13 protein-coding genes are annotated in these 17,583 nt (G+C 68.9%); 10 read left to right on the forward strand and 3 right to left on the reverse strand.

Features of this window, described 5'->3' with window-relative positions; translation table 11 throughout:
* The first annotated feature begins 63 nt into the window (after positions 1-63).
* The gene (locus ACYU7G_RS00315) at positions 64-1,992 is read left to right on the forward strand and encodes an alpha-glucosidase (RefSeq protein ID WP_461103579.1); all 1,929 of its coding nucleotides are present in this window, start codon (positions 64-66) and stop codon (positions 1,990-1,992) included.
* A 12-nt stretch (positions 1,993-2,004) separates the two neighbouring features.
* Here the strand turns inward: ACYU7G_RS00315 and pdxT are convergent, their stop codons facing one another.
* Positions 2,005-2,631 (reverse strand): pyridoxal 5'-phosphate synthase glutaminase subunit PdxT, encoded by a 627-nt coding sequence (gene pdxT / locus ACYU7G_RS00320; protein ID WP_461103580.1) that lies wholly within the window; start codon positions 2,629-2,631, stop codon positions 2,005-2,007.
* The gene (gene pdxS, locus ACYU7G_RS00325) at positions 2,628-3,515 is read right to left on the reverse strand and encodes a pyridoxal 5'-phosphate synthase lyase subunit PdxS (RefSeq protein WP_461103582.1); all 888 of its coding nucleotides are present in this window, start codon (positions 3,513-3,515) and stop codon (positions 2,628-2,630) included. The genes pdxT and pdxS overlap by 4 nt, the downstream gene beginning before the upstream one ends.
* 98 nt (positions 3,516-3,613) lie before the next feature.
* Here pdxS and ACYU7G_RS00330 point away from each other — a divergent pair, with 98 nt between their 5' ends.
* The 6 genes from ACYU7G_RS00330 (at position 3,614) to ACYU7G_RS00355 (ending at position 11,643) form a co-directional block, all read left to right on the forward strand.
* The gene (locus ACYU7G_RS00330; protein ID WP_461103584.1) at positions 3,614-4,936 is read left to right on the forward strand and encodes an aminotransferase class I/II-fold pyridoxal phosphate-dependent enzyme; all 1,323 of its coding nucleotides are present in this window, start codon (positions 3,614-3,616) and stop codon (positions 4,934-4,936) included.
* 104 nt (positions 4,937-5,040) lie between these two features.
* Positions 5,041-5,463: a MarR family winged helix-turn-helix transcriptional regulator gene (locus ACYU7G_RS00335; RefSeq protein ID WP_461103586.1), complete on the forward strand. Its 423-nt coding sequence runs from the start codon at positions 5,041-5,043 to the stop codon at positions 5,461-5,463.
* Positions 5,460-7,523 carry an MDR family MFS transporter gene (locus tag ACYU7G_RS00340; RefSeq protein WP_461103588.1) on the forward strand — a complete coding sequence of 688 codons (2,064 nt, stop codon included), beginning with the start codon at positions 5,460-5,462 and terminating at the stop codon, positions 7,521-7,523. The genes ACYU7G_RS00335 and ACYU7G_RS00340 overlap by 4 nt, the downstream gene beginning before the upstream one ends.
* 110 nt (positions 7,524-7,633) lie before the next feature.
* Positions 7,634-8,434, forward strand: coding sequence for a deoxyribonuclease IV (locus ACYU7G_RS00345; RefSeq protein WP_461103590.1), 801 nt, complete (start codon positions 7,634-7,636; stop codon positions 8,432-8,434).
* 217 nt (positions 8,435-8,651) lie between these two features.
* Positions 8,652-10,100 (forward strand): hypothetical protein, encoded by a 1,449-nt coding sequence (locus ACYU7G_RS00350; protein ID WP_461103592.1) that lies wholly within the window; start codon positions 8,652-8,654, stop codon positions 10,098-10,100.
* 127 nt (positions 10,101-10,227) lie between these two features.
* The gene (locus tag ACYU7G_RS00355; protein WP_461103594.1) at positions 10,228-11,643 is read left to right on the forward strand and encodes a hypothetical protein; all 1,416 of its coding nucleotides are present in this window, start codon (positions 10,228-10,230) and stop codon (positions 11,641-11,643) included.
* A 197-nt stretch (positions 11,644-11,840) separates the two neighbouring features.
* On the opposite strand, the gene aspA is transcribed toward ACYU7G_RS00355, so the two are convergent.
* Complete coding sequence (gene aspA, locus ACYU7G_RS00360) at positions 11,841-13,250, reverse strand: aspartate ammonia-lyase (RefSeq protein WP_461103596.1); 1,410 nt, start codon at positions 13,248-13,250, stop codon at positions 11,841-11,843.
* Between the two features lie 105 nt (positions 13,251-13,355).
* Here aspA and pta point away from each other — a divergent pair, with 105 nt between their 5' ends.
* From pta to ACYU7G_RS00375, 3 genes are all read left to right on the forward strand, one after another.
* Positions 13,356-15,422: a phosphate acetyltransferase gene (gene pta / locus ACYU7G_RS00365; RefSeq protein ID WP_461103598.1), complete on the forward strand. Its 2,067-nt coding sequence runs from the start codon at positions 13,356-13,358 to the stop codon at positions 15,420-15,422.
* Between the two features lie 74 nt (positions 15,423-15,496).
* Positions 15,497-16,684 carry an acetate/propionate family kinase gene (locus ACYU7G_RS00370; RefSeq protein ID WP_461103600.1) on the forward strand — a complete coding sequence of 396 codons (1,188 nt, stop codon included), beginning with the start codon at positions 15,497-15,499 and terminating at the stop codon, positions 16,682-16,684.
* Between the two features lie 117 nt (positions 16,685-16,801).
* Positions 16,802-17,578: an SDR family NAD(P)-dependent oxidoreductase gene (locus ACYU7G_RS00375; RefSeq protein ID WP_461103602.1), complete on the forward strand. Its 777-nt coding sequence runs from the start codon at positions 16,802-16,804 to the stop codon at positions 17,576-17,578.
* Positions 17,579-17,583: the final 5 nt, after the last annotated feature.

Consider the following 17,583-nt stretch of genomic DNA (forward strand, 5'->3'; position numbering starts at 1 on the left):
CTCCGCAACACTCTTACGCTGGCGCCACGGGCGGGCTGGCCCGCCGTCTGCCACGATTGGCCAATGGAGGCCCAAGGACAACTCACCCACAGCTCCCGCATCAGGGACGTGCTGAATCGACCCTTGGGGCGCGACGTCGTGGACAAGCTGCTGCTGCAGCTGGGGCGCTCGCCCAGGTGGGTCAACAACCCTCTGGTGTCCAGGATGAGGCTGGATCAACTGGAGGCGATGGCCAGGCCCGTCGTGGGCGAGGGCTTCGTGGACGCGCTGCTGGAGTTGCTCAACGAGATCCCTGCCCCCAACCCGATCGCACCGGGCGATCCCACGCCCACCTGGTGGAAGCAGGCCGTGTTCTACCAGGTGTACCCGCGCTCGTTCGCGGACTCCGACGGCGACGGCGTGGGCGACATCCGCGGCATCATCAACCACCTGGACCACATCGCGGACCTCGGAGTCGACTGCCTGTGGCTCTCCCCCATCTTCGCCTCCCCCAACGAGGACAACGGCTACGACATCTCCGACTACCGCGCCGTGATGCCCGAGATGGGCAGCCTCGATGACGTGGACGAGTTGATCGCCGGCTGCCACGAGCGCGGCATGCGGCTGATCCTGGACCTCGTGGTCAACCACACCTCCGACGAGCACGAGTGGTTCCGCGCCGCCCGCCAGGACCCGGACGGCAAGTACGGGCAGTACTACTTCCTCCGCGAGGGCGCGCCGCCACCGGCCGACCCACCCAACAACTGGTCCAGCTTCTTCTCCGGCCCGGCGTGGCGGTGGGTGGAGGACGCCCAGCGCTGGGCGCTGCACCTGTTCGCCAACGGCCAGATAGACCTGAACTGGGACAACCCGGAGGTGCGCGCCGAGGTGGCCGACATCGTGCAGTGGTGGCTGGACCGCGGCATCGACGGCTTCCGCCTGGACGTCATCAACTACATCTCCAAACGCGAGGGCCTGCCCGAGGGCAACGAGTTCGTCGGCCAGTTGATGGAGTTCCGCGGCGTGGAGCACTACTTCCACGGACCGCACCTGCACGAGTACCTGGCCGAGCTGCGTCGCAACGGCTTCACCCGCCGCGACGTCGCCCCGGACTCGAGCGGTCCCGGGCGCGACGCCGTCGCCGTCATGATCGGCGAGACGCCGGGGATCGGGATGGAGGTGGGCAGGCTGCTCACGGCCGAGGACCGTGGCGAGATGGACCTGATCTTCAACTTCGACGTGCTGGAACCGCCGGGCAAGACGCGTTGGGACGACTACCGCTACCCCCTCAGCTACCTGAAGAACCACCTCGTCGAGTACCAGTCCCGGCTGGGCGCGAACGACTGGATGAGCCTGTTCGTGGAGAACCACGACAACCCGCGCATGGTCTCCAAGGTCAACCCGGACCCGCGCTTCCGTACCGCCATCGCCAAGGCAGTGGCCGCCATCCAGCTGCTCAGCCGCGGGACGCCGTTCATCTACCAGGGCCAGGAGATCGGGGCGATCAACCAGGACTTCCCCGACGCCCGGGCACTGCGCGACGTCGAGTCCATCAATCGGCTGGCGGAGGCCGAGGTGGAGGGCCGCGACGGGCTCGCCGAGGTGATGGCCGGCTCCCGCGACCACGCCCGCACCCCCATGCGCTGGGACACCACACCCAACCACGGCTTCACCACCGGCGAGCCCTGGATCGGGTTCCACGAGAGCTCGCGCGGGTTCACCGTCGCCGAGCAGGACCAGGACCCCGAGTCGGTGCTGAACTTCTACCGCGGCCTCATCCGGATGCGACGGCGCCACCCCGCCCTGACGATGGGGTCGGTCCGCTTCGTCGAGCCCGAGCGGCACGACTGGTTCGGCTGGTACCGGGAGCTCGAGGACCCCGAAACCGGCACCACCGACCGCTGGTTCATCCAGGTCAACCTCACCCGCCACCACGTCCTGCCGCCCCGCTCCGCCCCGGGCGCCCACCACCTGCTGGACCCGTACGAGGTCCGGATCCTGCGCAAGGACTGACGTCGCGCGGCTTCACCCCGGCTCACTGCAACCGAGGACTCCAACAGCCGAGCCCTGGGTCACACGGTCCAGGAGCCGGGCGTGGAAGCGCAGGTCTCCGGTGACTTCGGGGTGGAACGCCAGGCCCAGCACGTTGTGCTGTTCGACGGCGACGACGCGGCCGTACGGCAGCGACGCGACGGCGGTGGCGCGGGGGCCGACCTCCTCCACCACTGGCGCCCGGATGAACGCGGCGTGCGCCGTCGGCGGTTCCAGGGCGGGCACTGCCAGTTCGGTCTCGAAGGACTCGGCCTGGCTGCCGAAGGCGTTGCGGCGGACGGTGACGTCCAGGCCGCCGAGGGTCTGTTGCCCGTCGATGCCGCCGACGAGCCGGTCGGCCAGCAGGACCAGTCCCGCGCAGGTGCCGAGCACGGGCATCCCTCCGGCGATGGCGGCGCGCAGCGGTTCGCGGAGCCCGAAGGCGCGGGTGAGCTTGTCCATGACGCTGGACTCGCCGCCGGGCAGCACCAGCCCGGCCACCGTCCCCAGCTCGGCGGCGCGGCGCACGGGCACGACGTCGGCCCCGAGTTCGGAGAGCGCGCGGGTGTGCTCGCGCACGTCGCCCTGGAACGCGAGGACCCCGACGCGGGGCGGGTTCACCAGCCGCGCTCGGCGAGGCGGTGGGGTGCGGGCAGGTCCGCGACGTTGATGCCCACCATCGCCTCGCCCAGGCCGCGGGAGGCCGCCGCGATGACGGCCGGGTCATCGTGGAACGTGGTGGCCTTGACGATGGCGGCGGCACGCAGGGCGGGGTCCCCGCTCTTGAAGATGCCGGAGCCGACGAAGACGCCGTCGGCGCCGAGCTGCATCATCATGGCGGCATCGGCGGGGGTGGCGACGCCGCCGGCAGTGAACAGCACCACGGGCAACTTCCCGGTCTCGGCCACTTCCGCCACCAGCTCGTAGGGCGCCTGCATCTCCTTGGCGGCCACGTAGAGCTCGTCGCGGGCCATGGCCCGCAGGGCGTTGATCTCGGAGGTGATCCGCCGGATGTGCAGGGTGGCCTCGGACACGTCGCCGGTGCCCGCCTCGCCCTTGGAGCGGATCATCGCCGCGCCCTCGTTGATCCGCCGCAGCGCCTCGCCGAGGTTGGTGGCGCCGCACACGAACGGCACCTCGAAGGCGTGCTTGTCGATGTGGTTGGCGTAGTCGGCGGGCGAGAGCACCTCGGACTCGTCGATGTAGTCCACGCCCAACTCCTGCAGCACCTGCGCCTCGACGAAGTGGCCGATGCGGGCCTTGGCCATCACGGGGATGGAGACGGCCTCCCTGATGCCGTCGACCATGTCCGGGTCGCTCATCCGGGACACGCCGCCCTGCGCGCGGATGTCGGCCGGCACCCGCTCGAGTGCCATGACGGCGACGGCGCCGGCATCCTCCGCGATCCGCGCCTGCTCCGGCGTCACCACGTCCATGATGACGCCACCCTTCAGCATCTCCGCCAAGCCGCGCTTGACCCTGCCAGTACCTGTCTTGGTGTGCATGGAGCTCCCTCTCTTTTGGCCTAGGCCAAAAACTAGCATGACCCGTGCCAATCACTCGCCCGCCTGTCCAGCAAGGGCGCAGGCGGTACGCTCGGGCCGTGGACACCCCGGGAGCCGAGATCAGCGGCAGCACTGCCGCGGAGATCGCGGACAGCGTGCGCGGACTCGTCGAGCGCGGCGACCTCCGCCCCGGCGACGCCCTGCCGCCCGTCCGCGCGCTGGCCGAGCAACTCGGCGTGAACCGCAACACCGCGGTGGCCGCCTATCGTCGCCTCGCCCGCTCCGGCGCCGTGGTGGCGCAGGGCAGGGCCGGCACCCGGGTCGCAGGGCGCGCTCCCGCCCCGCAGGAGGGATATGCGGAGGCCGGACCGCTGCGCGACATAGGCACCGGCAACCCCTCGCCAACCCTGATCCCCGACCTCGGCCCCGCGCTGCAGGCAGCCGCCGGCCGCCCGGTCCTCTACGGCGAGCCGGTGATCGACCGCGACTTCGAGGCCTGGGCGCGTGAGTGGATGTCCCCGGACCTCCCCGGGCAGGACTGGCGACTCACACTGACCAGCGGCGCCGTCGACGCCGTGGAGCGCCTGCTGGCACAGGCGCTGATGCGCGACGACGCCGTCGCCCTCGAGGACCCGTGCTTCCTCTCCAGCATCCAGACCGTCCGCCTGGGCGGCTACCGGCCAGTGGCGGTCCCCGTCGACGAGGAGGGCATGACCGTCGAGGGTCTGCGGGTCGCCCTCGCCGCCGGGGTGCGCGCCGTCGTGCACACGCCCCGCGCACAGAACCCGACGGGCGCCTCGCTGACCGCGGACCGCGCGGCGGCGCTGCGGGAAGTCCTCGAGGAACACCCGTACGTGCTCGTCATCGAGGACGACTTCTACTCCCTGCTGTCCCAGCAGCCGTTCCACTCGCTGATCGGTCCGGACCACCGCCGCTGGGCCCTGGTGCGCTCCGTGTCGAAGTTCATCGGCCCGGACATGTGCCTGGCCGTGACCGCCACGGACCCTGAGACCGCTGCCCGCCTCGCGATGCGCCTCAGCCCCGGCACCACCTGGGTCAGCCACCTGCTCCAGCGCATCACGCACGCCCTACTGCGCGACGAGGACACCCGTCGTCTGGTGGAGCGGGCCGGCACGCACTACGCCGAGCGCAACCGCCACGTCGCCGCCCGCCTCACCGCCGCCGGTCTGCCGGCGACCGCCCGCGACGGCATGAGCCTGTGGCTGCCCGTGCCGGCCCCGGCGCGCGACGTCGCCGAGCGGCTGATGCGACGCGGCTGGCTGGTGCGCACCGGCGACGAGTTCCGCCTGGCCGACGACGCCGCCCCCTCGCGGCACCTGCGCCTCACCGTGCACGACCTGACCTCCGACGAGGTGGACACCCTCGTGGCCGACCTGGTCGCCGCCACCGCCAATCCCTGAAACGAATCAAGTCTGGATTGTTGGACCATAGACGGGCCAACAATCCAGCATCGAGCATTTGGTTGCGAGTTGCAAGCATCCGATCGGAAACATATGCTTGCATCATGCAACTTTCTGAGGAACTGGCCCGACTCTTCGCCAACCTCGGCCCCGCCTTCTCCCGCCTCCACGAGGACGGCCTGCGTAACGCGGACTACCTCGTGCTCGCCTGGCTCGACAACCGGATGGCCCTCGACGGCGTCCGGCTGAGCGACCTCGCCGAGGCCCGCGGCTATGACATCTCAACCATGAGCCGACGCGTGACGCACCTCGTCGACGCCGGCCTGGTGGAGCGGCTGCCGGACCCGGACGACGGTCGTGCACAGCTGCTGGTCATCACGCGCGCCGGCCGCACCCTCGTCGCGAAGGGCCGCACCCGTCGCGTCAACCTCATCACGGAGACCCTCGACGACTGGTCCGAGGAGGACAAGGACCAGCTCGCCCGTCTCCTCTCCCGCCTCAACCAGAACCTGGAGCTCGCCCTGTGACCGCCACCACCAAGGAAGCCGCACCGTACGCGCTGAGCCCGGGGGACCGTCGCGTCTTCCTGGGCCTCATGATCGGCATGTTCGTGTCGTCCATCAGCCAGACCATCGTCGGCCCGGGCATGCCCCGCATCGTCGCCGACCTCGGTGGCATGGAGTACTACTCGTGGGTCGCGACGGCGGCCATGCTGGTGAGCGCTGTCAGCGTGCCGATCGTCGGCAAGCTGTCGGACCTGTACGGGCGGCGCTCGTTCTACATGGGCGGCCTCGTTGTGTTCATGATCGGCTCGATCGTGTGCGGCTTCTCCGTCGACTTCTGGATGCTGGTCCTCGGCCGCTGCATCCAGGGACTCGGCATGGGCACGCTGATGCCGCTGTCGCAGACCATCATCGGCGACATCATCCCCGCCCGGCAGCGCGGCAAGTACCAGGGCTACATGGGCGCCGTCTTCGGCGTCACCTCCGTGGCCGGCCCGCTCGCCGGCGGCGCCATCACCGACCTGCTCGGGTGGCGCTGGCTGTTCTTCACCCCGCTGCCGCTGGGCATCATCGCCCTCATCGTCATCACCCGCTTCCTCCACATCCCGCACGAGCGCCGCGAGGCGAAGATCGACTACCTCGGCATCGCGATCCTCGCCCCCACCCTGGTGTCCATCCTGCTGGCCACCTCCTTCGGCGGCGTCACCTACCCGTGGGTCTCGCCGCAGGTGCTGGGCCTGTTCGCGTTCGGCGCCGTCGGCCTGGTGGCCTTCGTCCTCGTCGAGCTGCGGGCCAGTGAGCCCGTGCTGCCGCTGCGCCTGTTCCGCAACTCCATCTTCACCTTCTCCAACATCGCGGCCTTCGCGATCGCGATGGTGATGTTCGGCTCCATCATCTACATCCCCGTCTTCGCACAGGGCGTGATGGGCGTCAGCGCCACCGAGTCCGGCCTGATTCTGCTGCCGCTGATGCTGGGCATGATCCTGCTGGGCATCGTCGCCGGGATGCTGGTCACCAAGTGGGGCCGCTACAAGGAGATCATGCTCGTCGGCGTGCTGGTGATGATGGCCGGCATCGGGCTGCTGCTGCGCCTGAGCGTCGACTCCTCCAGGCTCCAGCTCACCGTCGCCATGGCCGTGTTCGGCATCGGACTGGGCCTGGCGATGCAGCTCTACACCCTCGTCGTGCAGAACTCCGTGTCCCGCCGCGACCTGGGCGTCGGCACCGCCTCCATCCAGTTCTTCCGCAACGTAGGCTCCACCGTCGGCGTGGCCATCTTCGGCTCCATCATGACCGGCGGGCTCGCCGTCGCCATCCTGAACCACCTGCCCGGGGAGGTCGCCGAGCAGATGGGCGACCAGCTGGACCACATCGACGCCGGCTCCGTCCTCGACCCCGACACCATGGCCGCCCTCCCGCCGGAGGTCCTCGACGCCGTCCGCATGGCCCTCGCCGACCAGCTGCACATCGTGTTCCTCGCCTGCCTGCCGCTGCTGGCCGTCGCGTTCATCGCCACCATCTTCATCAAGGCGCAGCCGCTGGCCGACACGGTCAACACCGTCGACGAGGCCCGCATGGAGCTGCTCGACACCCTCGGCCAGTCCGCCATGAGCGACGAGGTGGTCCCGGGCCTCGGCACGAAGGACGAGGGCGTGCGCACCCGCGAGCGGATCCTCGGCATCCACCTGGACCTCCTGCTGCGCGAGAGCCAGCGCCCCGAGCGCCAGCTGCTGCGGCAGGCGATCACCGACATCGGCAAGGGTGACCTGGCTGCCGGGCAGGCCATCATCGGCCAGACCGCCAAGATGCTCGGCTCCGACGACGCCAAGGAGATTGTGGCCGCCGAGAAGTTCGCCGCTGCGCTGGCCCGGGCGTCTGCCCAGACCGGTGGCGTGATCAGCGACGACCTCCGCAAGGAGATCGCCGTCCGCGCCGCCGCCGACAAGGCCCGCGCCGAGGTGCTCGGCTCCTTCGAGCCGTCCGTGACCGAGGACTACGTGGCCGTCGACGTCAACCAGCTGCGCTACGCCACCAACGACCTCTCGACGGTGCTCCTGCTGGACCTGGCCGCCAGCCGCCGGTAGGGCGCCAGTCGCCGTGACGTGCGAAGAATCCCAGTCGTCCTGAGGTGCGAGCGACAGCGAGCCTCGAAGGACCCCGCCGGTCGTCAGTCGGGCCAACTAGTCTGGTTCCCATGATTCAGTTCGGAGGACACGTACGCCGCGAGAACCCCATCGTCGAGTCGGCCGCCAGGGGTGCGGACATCGCCCAGATCTTCCTGGGCGACCCGCAGAGCTGGAAGAAGCCGGTCTCGGACTACGACGGCGGCGCCGCGGCACTGCGGGCTGACGCGGAGGAGGCGGGGATCGGGCTCTACGTCCACTCCCCCTACGTGATCAACGTGGCCTCCACCAACAATCGCATCCGGATCCCGTCGCGCAAGATCCTGCAGCAGACGGTGACGGAGGCGGCCGCGGCGGGCGCGCGGGGCGTCGTCGTCCACGGTGGTCACGTCACCGCGAACGACGACCCGGAGGCCGGCTACGTCAACTGGCGCAAGTGCATCGACGGGTTGAAGCTGGACGTGCCGATCTTCATCGAGAACACCGCCGGCGGCGCCAACGCCATGGCGCGCACGCTGGAGGCCATCGGCCGCACCTGGGACGCCATCGCGGACTCGGACAACATCGACATGGTGGGCTTCTGCCTGGACACCTGCCACGCCCACGCCGCGGGGCTGGACCTGTCCACCGTCGTCGACGACATCCGCGCCATCACCGGCCGCATCGACCTGGTCCACTGCAACGACTCCCGCGACGAGGCAGGCTCCGGGGCCGACCGCCACACCAACCTGGGCCACGGCAAGATCGACCCCCAGCTGCTCCTGCACGTGGTCCGTGAGGCGGGCGCCAACGTCATCCTGGAGACACCCGGCGACTCCGGCGAGCACACGGCTGAGATCACGTGGCTGAAGGAGTCGCTGAAGCAAGGCTGAATCACTTGGAGCAAGCTCGGTGGAGCGCACAGCACCGCAGACGGAGCCGAGCGCACCAGCCACCTGATCCGAACTGGAGCCTGGAGCGGACGGCACCCGAGACGGAGCCGTCCGCTCCAACCACTTCCGGAGCTTTGTGCACCCAGCGCAGCCCCAATCGCGTTATGTGGAACACGACGCCAATCAGCGCCGCACAGCTCAATCTGGAGGAAGACCGATGAAGCGATTCCTGACCGGGTGCGCCGCGGGCGCGCTCGTCGTCGGCGGCATTGTCCTGTCCGCCCAACCGGCGCAGGCGGCGACCCCGTCGTCGTACGCCGTCATGCTGCTCCAGCCCATCGGCGGGCAGCCCAACTCCTACGCCTCGGGCATCAACGGCCGCGGCGACGTCGTCGGCTCGTCCCAGCCGTCAGGCACCACGATCGACGGCGGCGGTCACGCCACGCTGTGGAAGTCACGGTCCAGCCACGGCACCGCGGTCTCGTCGAGCTTCCCGAATGCGCAGCGGCTGGACATCGCCGGCAACGGCACCATCGTGGGCAACTGGGCAATGGGCCAGCCCAGCGCATTCTGGTTCGCCGGTGGGAACGGTTCGAACATCGAGCACGACGGCGCCTACAGCAGGGTCGGCCAGATCTCGGATACCGGCACGGCAGTGCTCACCGTCCAGGCCGAGGCCAGCGAGGTGTTCACCGTCACCAGTCCCACCGCCGCCACGGCACTACCCACCCCTGCCGGAGCGACTGCACCATCCGGAACCGCGATCTCGGACAACGGCCGCCACGTCGGAGGGCACGCCACCCAGGGCAGCACCACCGTCGCAGCCCTGTGGAGCGACGGCGTGGGAAGATTGCTGGCCGGCCCGGCAAGCGCCAGCAACGCCCTCATCTCGTCGGTCAACGACGGCGGGGTGGCGGTGGGCTGCGCAACCATCTCCGGGACCGGCGCCGCCCTGCGCTTCGCCGCCGACGGCTCGGCCACCCGCCTGCCGGCGCTCGGCGGATTCCCAAGCGCCTGCGCGTCGGCCATCAACAATGCTGGCGCCATCGCAGGCACCTCAAGCACCACCAACGGCGACTCGCGGGCGGTGGTGTGGGTGGACGGCGCAGTGCATGACCTCAATGCCCTCGCCACCCGGCGCGCGGGCTACACCCTCACCTCGGTGAGCGGCATCAACGCTTCCGGGCAGCTCGTCGGGACGGCCCGCCTCGCCGACGGCACCCACCGCGGCTTCATCGCCACGCCCAGCACCGCCGAGACCATCTACACCATCCCCGGCTACCACCACTTCAACGGCCGCGACTGGAAGACCGCCTGCGAGCCCTACTCCCAGACCACCCGCTGCCGCACCGAGATCATCGCCACCCAGGTGGTCCACCGCAACGGCGCGTACGCCCGCGTCACCGACTGGGCCTTCAACAACCTCACCTACAACCCCAGCCCCCGCACCCAATGGGCCAACAACCCCCTCGGCAAGAAGGGCGAGTGGACCGCCGACGACGGCCGCAAGTGGCGCACCGAGTGCGACACCACCAACACCGGCCGCAACGGCTGCCGCAGCTACGTCCAGGCCCGCGTCGCCGACGCCACCCCCAAGCCCGGCGGCGGCTACACCTACACCGTCACCACCAAATGGGTCTTCAACAACATCGTGAAGTTCAGCTGACCAAGCCGAGTCGAGCGGACGGCACCGGAGACGGAGCCGTCCGCTCCAACCATTTTCCAAACCTTGTGCACCTGGAGCAGACCCGATCGCGTTAACCCGGGAGAACCCCGACCCCCGGAGGAACCCGATGAAGCGAATCCTGTCCACCTGCGCAGCCGGCGCACTCGTCCTCGGCGGCAGCATCCTCGCCACCCAACCCGCCCAAGCCGCAGAACCACCGTCGTACTCGGTGATGCTGCTGCAACCAGCTGCCGGGCATGTGACTTCCGAGGCTCTCGGCCTCAACGACGCGGGCGATGTCGTCGGATGGTCCGGAACGGAAGGGAACATCGCAAGGGGGACTCTTTGGACGTCTCGTTCCAACCGTGGCGTCACCCTCGGAGCCGGCTACGGCATGGCCGTGGACATCTCAGGCACCGGCGTGATCCTCGGGCAGAGCTACGCAGGGGACCGCAATCCCTACTGGTACCAGCACGGCTCCGTTGCCAGCTTCGAACTGCGTGAGGAATCGGAACACTTCGCCCGCGGCATCTCAGAGAGTGGTGTTGCCCTGATCCAGAGCGCCAGCGGCATGGGGTACACCGCAACCGCGCCCAACGCACTCACGCAACAGACGCCTCCTGCCGGATCGACCCCATCTCAGGTGATGTCCATCTCACCGAACGGCCGCTTCGTCGCCGGGCAGGTCTATGGCGGCGGGGCCACTCTCTGGGTGGATGGGAACGCCCGGCTCCTCGGTTCGGGAACGGGCTCGGTCAGCAACGAGATGACGGCTGTCAACGACGCCGGGACATCTGTGGAATGCCGCCCGGTCAGCACCACCTGGCCGACGGTGAGGGGCACGCGGATCTTCTCCGCAACCGGCGATGTCACCGACCTCGCACCCCTGGCAGGCTCGGACGGCACTTGCGCCCAGGTCATAAACAACGACGGCGTGATAGCGGGAGGTGCCGGGAAGCAGCCAGCCGTGTGGGTCGACGGCAAGGCCTATGCGCTGAACTCGCTGGTCCCCCGCCGCGTCGGATTTGCCCTGCAGACCGTGAATGACATCAACGCTTCGGGCCAACTCGTCGGAATGGCCACCTTGGACGACGGCTCGAAGCGCGGCTACATCGCCACACCCAGCACCGCCGAGACCATCTACACCACCCCCGGCTACCACCACTTCAACGGCCGCGACTGGAAGACCGCCTGCGAGCCCTACTCCCAGACCACCCGCTGCCGCACCGAGATCATCGCCACCCAAGTCATCTACTCAGGCGGCACCTACACCCGCGTCACCGACTGGGCCTTCAACAACCTCACCTACAACCCCAGCCCCCGCACCCAATGGGCCAACAACCCCCTCGGAAAGAAGGGCGAATGGACGGCCGACGACGGCCGCAAGTGGCGCACCGAATGCGACACCACCAACACCGGCCGCAACGGCTGCCGCAGCTACGTCCAGGCCCGGGTCGCCGACGCCACCCCCAAGCCCAGCGGCGGCTACACCTACACCGTCACCACCAAATGGGTCTTCAACAACATCGTCAAGTTCAGCTGACCACCCGGGGAACGGGTAACCCAGAGCTTGGCAGTTCGAGCTCTGGGTTACACCTACTCGGGGCCTGCTGCTGGCTGTAACCGAGAGCTTGGCAGTCGGAGCTCTGGGTCACACCTACTCGGGGCCTGCTGCTGGCTGAAACGGAGAGCTTGGCAGTTGGAGCCCTGAGTCACACGCACTCGTGACCCGGCAGGAACCTACCCACCGGGGCCGCGGCCCCGCACCAGGTTCTGGATGGACAGCACGTTCTCCAGCAGTTCGGGGTCCATCAGCTCCCGCTCCAGCACGATGTCGCGCACACTCCGGCCACTGCGGGCCGCCTCCCGGCCCACCTCGTCGCCGGCGCGGTGGCCGATGTAGTCGTTGAGGTAGGTCACCAGACCGATGGAGTTGGTGACGTAGCCGAGGCAGACCTCCGGGTTGGCGGTGATGCCCTCGACGCAGTGGATCCGCAGGGTGTGGATGGAGTTGCGCAGCAGCACCAGCGACTCCACCAGCGCCTCGGCGATCACCGGCTCCATCACGTTCAGCTGCAGCTGCCCGGCCTCGGCGCCGAGGCCGATGCACACGTCGTTGCCGATCACCTTGAAGCAGACCTGGTTGACCACCTCGGGGATCACCGGGTTCACCTTGGCCGGCATGATCGAGGAGCCCGCCTGCCGCTGGGGCAGGTTGATCTCGTGCAGCCCGGCGCGCGGTCCGGAGGACAGCAGTCGCAGGTCGTTGCAGATCTTGGACAGCTTCACGGCGAGGCGTTTCAGGGCGGCCGACGCCATCACGTACGCCCCGGTGTCGCTGGTGGCCTCGATCAGGTTGGGCGCACCGACGCAGGGACGTCCGGTGACGGCGGCGAGCTTCTCCACCGCCAGCTCCGCATACCCCTCGGGAGTGTTGATTCCGGTGCCGATGGCCGTGGCCCCCAGGTTCACCTCCAGCATCAGGCCCCGCGCCCCCTCCAGGTGGCGCAGCTCCTCCTCGATGGTGACCCCGAACGCGGTGAACTCGTTGCCGAGCGTCATGGGCACCGCGTCCTGCAGCTGGGTGCGCCCCATCTTGAGGATTTCGGCGAACTCGTGGCCCTTGGCGACGAAGGCCTGCGCCAGGTCCTCCACCTCACCCACCAACTCCCCTAGCAGTTCGTCGAGCGCGATCCGCAGCCCCGTCGGGTAGGCGTCGTTGGTGGACTGGCTGCGGTTGACGTGGTCGTTGGGGCTGACCACCTCGTAGTTGCCCTTCGGCTGCCCCAGGTGCTCCAGGGCCAGGTTGGCCAGCACCTCGTTGGTGTTCATGTTCACCGAGGTGCCCGCCCCGCCCTGGAACTGGTCCACGGGGAACTGGTCCATGCACCAGCCGTCGTCCAGCACGCGCTCGCAGGCCCAGATGATGGCCGTGCCCACCTCGGGGCTCAGCGTCCCCAGTTCCAGGTTGGCGTGCGCGGCCGCCTTCTTCACCTGCACCATCGCCCGGATCAGCTGCGGGATGTCGTTGATGGTCCTGTCGCTGATGGTGAAGTTCTCCATCGCCCGCAGCGTGTGGATCCCCCAGTAGGCACTGTTCGGCACTTCACGACTGCCCAGGAGGTCGTACTCGGTCCTCGTTGTCCGCATGGGTGGAACCCTAACGCCCCGGCCGACCGCCCCGTCGCCACACCACCGGAGGCCAAGTTGGGGACACCCACCATCTCCACAAACCTGAACGGTAGGGTGGGCGACGTGACTAAGAGCGTGTACGTTGCCTCGGCAGAGAAGCAGGTCAGCAAGAGCGCGATCGCCCTAGGCGTGATCGAGTTGTTCGCGCGCCAGGTGAAGACGGTCGGCGTGTTCCGACCGCTGGTCCACTCGCTCGAGAAAGACACCGTCACGCAGGCCCTGCTGTCCCAGAAGGCCATCCGCAACAAGAACTTCAGCGACGCCGTCGGCGTCACCTACGACGACTACGCCGACGACCCGGACCAGGCCATGGACGTCATCGTCAGCAAGTACGCCGCCCTCGCGGAGCGGTGCGACGCCATCGTCGTGCTCGGTTCCGACTACGACTACATCGCCGGCGGCACCGAGCTGGACACCAACGCCACCATCGCCGCCAACCTGAACTCCCCCGTGCTGTTCGTGGTGCGCGCCGCGAAGCGCTCGGTGGACCAGGTGCGCCGCATGGCCGAGGAGTCCATCGAGGCCTACGAGGCCCGCCACAACACCGTCGTCGGCATCATCGCCACCCGCACCAACCCCGACGACGTGGACGCCGTAGCCACTGCCCTCAAGGGCGTGCGCCCCGTCCCGGTCTCGGTGCTGCCGGCCGAGCCCGTCCTGGGCGCGCCGTCGGTGCGGATGCAGATGGAGGCCGTGGACGCCGAACTGTGGCTCGGCAACCCGGACTTCCTGGACCGCGAGTCGCTGCACACCGTGATCGCGGGCATGACCCTGCCCAACCTGCTGACGCGCCTGCACCCGGAGTCCACCGTCGTCGTCGCCGCTGACCGCCTGGACCTGCTGCCGGGTCTGCTGTGGGCGCACGAGTCGACGGCGTTCGGGCCCCTGTCCGCCATCTTCCTGACCGGCGGGTTCGAGATCCCGGAGTCCATCGAGACGCTGCTGCGCGCCACCAAGGTGGACCTGACCATCGCCAAGACCCACGACGACACGTTCGAGACCGCCGCCACCCTGCGCGAGGTGGTGGGCATCTCCACCGGCTCGGCCCGCAAGCGTGATGTGGCCCGCACCCTGTTCGCCAACCACGTCGACGCCGACGCGCTGCTGGCGGCCATCGAGCTGCCGCGCTCGGAGATCCGCACGCCAACCATGTTCGAGCACCAGCTGATGCAGCTGGCCCGGCAGGACCGCAAGCGGATCGTGCTGCCCGAGGGCTCCGACGACCGCGTGCTGCAGGCCGCCTCCATCGTCCTGGACCGCGGCGTCGCGGACATCACACTGCTGGGCGACCCGGCCGAGGTCAGCCGCCGCGCCACCGAACTGGGCATCAACCTGAACCACGCCACGGTGGTGAAGATCGGTGATGGCGAGGAGTTCGAGCAGTTCGCGGCCAAGTACGCCGAGCTGCGCGCCCACAAGAATGTTTCCATCGAGCAGGCCCGCGAGAAGCTCTCGGACCCGTCCTACTACGGCACGATGATGGTCCACCAGGGCCTGGCCGACGGCATGGTCTCCGGCGCGATCAACACCACCGCCAACACCATCCGCCCGTCGCTGGAGTTCGTGAAGACCAAGCCGGGCGTCGGCGTCGTGTCCGGCTCCTTCCTGATGGCCATGAGCAACCGCGTCGTCGTCTACGCCGACTGCGCCGTGAACCCGGACCCGACGGCGGAGCAGCTCGCCGACATCGCCATCAGCTCCGCGGAGACCGCCCAGGCCTTCGACGTGGAGCCGCGGATCGCGATGCTCAGCTACTCCACGGGAGACTCGGGCACGGGCGCCGACGTGGACAAGGTGCGCGAGGCCACCGCGCTGGTGCGGGAGCGGGCGCCGCACCTGAAGGTGGAGGGCCCCATCCAGTTCGACGCCGCCGTCGACGCCACCGTCGCGGCCAAGAAGATGCCGAACTCCGAGGTTGCGGGCCGTGCGACGGTGTTCATCTTCCCGGACCTGAACACCGGCAACAACACCTACAAGGCGGTCCAGCGGACCTCCGGCGCCGTTGCCATCGGGCCGGTGCTGCAGGGCCTGAACAAGCCCGTCAACGACCTGTCCCGCGGGGCGCTGGTGGACGACATCGTCTCCACCATCACCATCACCGCCATCCAGGCCCAGAACAATCCCACCTGACCCCGGTCGAAAGTCCGGAACTGGCGGCTGGCAGCATTGGCCACGACCAGTCCCAGCTAGAGAAGAGTCCGAACGTGTCCCAGCCCATCCTGCTCCTGAACTGCGGTTCGTCATCCATCAAGTACCAGTTGCTTGACCCGGAGCAGACCCAGCCGCTGGCGGTCGGGATCGTGCAGCGGATCGGTCAGGGACGTTCCACGCTCTCCCACGAGGTGGCGGGCCGGGAGTTCCACCTGGACCAGGACTTCGCCAACCACACCGAGGCCGTGGCCGCGGTGGTGGAGCAGTTCAACAGCCACGGCCCGTCGCTGTCCGACGTCATCGCCGTCGGCCACCGCACCGTGCACGGCGGCAACACGTTCAAGGAGTCGGTGCGCATCAGCCAGGCCGTGATCGACAAGCTCAAGGAGCTCTCCGAGCTGGCGCCGCTGCACAACCCGCCGTCGGTGGCGGGCATCGAGGCCGCCATGGAGATCCTGCCCGAGGTGCCCCACGTCGCCATCTTCGACACCGCGTTCTTCTCGACGCTGCCGCCCGAGGCCTACACCTACGCCATCAACCGCGAGGTCACCAAGAAGTACCGCATCCGCCGCTTCGGCTTCCACGGCACCAGCCACAGCTACGTCTCCAAGAAGGCCGCCGAGTTCCTGGGCAAGCCCGTCGAGGACCTCAACATCATCGTCGCCCACCTCGGAAACGGCGCCTCCATCTCCGCGGTCAAGGGCGGCGTCGCCGTCGACACCTCCATGGGCCTCACCCCACTTGAGGGCCTCGTCATGGGCACCCGCTCCGGTGACATCGACCCGGGCATGCCCAAGTTCCTCGCCGGCAAGGGCATGACCCTGCTGGAGATCGACGACATGCTGAACAAGTCCTCCGGCATGGGCGGCCTGTGCGGCTTCACCGACATGCGCGACGTCGTGGCCGCCATCGAGGCCGGCGACGCGCAGGCCGAACTCGCCCTCGACATCTACGTCCACCGCCTGATCAGCTACATCGGCTCCTACATGGCGGTCCTCGGCGGCGTGGACGTGCTGGTGTTCACCGCCGGTGTCGGCGAGAACTCCGCTCCCGTGCGCGAGAAGGCGATCAAGCGCCTCGAGGGCCTCGGTTTCATCCTCGACGACGCCGCCAACCAAGTGCGCTCCAAGCAGCCGCGCGAGATCTCCACGCCCGAGTCCAAGGTGCGCGTCCTCGTGGTGCCCACCAACGAGGAGCTGGCGATGGCCCGCGAGACCCTCGAGGTGCTCGCCCAGGGCTGACCCTGTTGTGGGGGTCCGACAAGTGGTGACCCACCGCGCTGTGGTCCTCCCACCACCGACGCGACGTCGTCGTGGAGCTGTTCCGGAAGGCTTCTCGGAGGCGATACGGTAGACGTCATGGCAACGGCACTGATCACGGGCGCGACGGCGGGTATCGGCAACGCGTTCGCACGCGAGCTGGCCGCCAGAGGCAACGACCTCGTCATCGTCGCCCGGGACACCCAACGCCTGGAGAAGGTGGCCGACGAGCTGCGCGCCGCCCACGGCGTCGAGGTGGAGGTCCTGACCGCGGACCTGTCCGTGCGCGACGACGTGGACCGGGTGGCCGGACGGCTCGAGGACCAGGCCCGCCCCGTCGACATGCTGGTCAACAACGCCGGCTTCGGGCTGCACTCGTCCCTGCTGGACGAGTCCGCCATCGACACCCACGTGAAGGCGCTCGACGTCATGTGCCTGGCCGTGCTGATCCTCGGCGGCGCCGCCGGTCGGGCGATGTCCGAGCGCGGCCGCGGCCAGATCATCAACGTCGCCTCGTCGTCCGCCGCGATCTTCTCCGGCAACTACTCCTCCATCAAGGCCTGGGCCCGCACCTACTCCACGGCACTGGCCCTGGAGCTCAGGGGCACCGGCGTCACCGTCACCGGCCTGCTCCCCGGCTGGGTGCGCACCGAGTTCCACGAGCGCGCCGGCATCTCCTCGTCCAACCTTCCGGGCTTCGTCTGGATCGACGCCGACGTGCTGGTGCGCGAGTGCCTCGACGACGCCGCGAAGGGCAAGGTGGAGTCCATCCCCACGTTCAAGTGGAAGCTCGCCATGTTCATCGGCGACCACGGCCCCCGTGCCCTCACCCGGTTCGTGTCGTCCAAGCTCTCCAAGAGCCGGAAGAAGCACTGAGTCGA

This window comes from Tessaracoccus terricola (assembly GCF_054776555.1).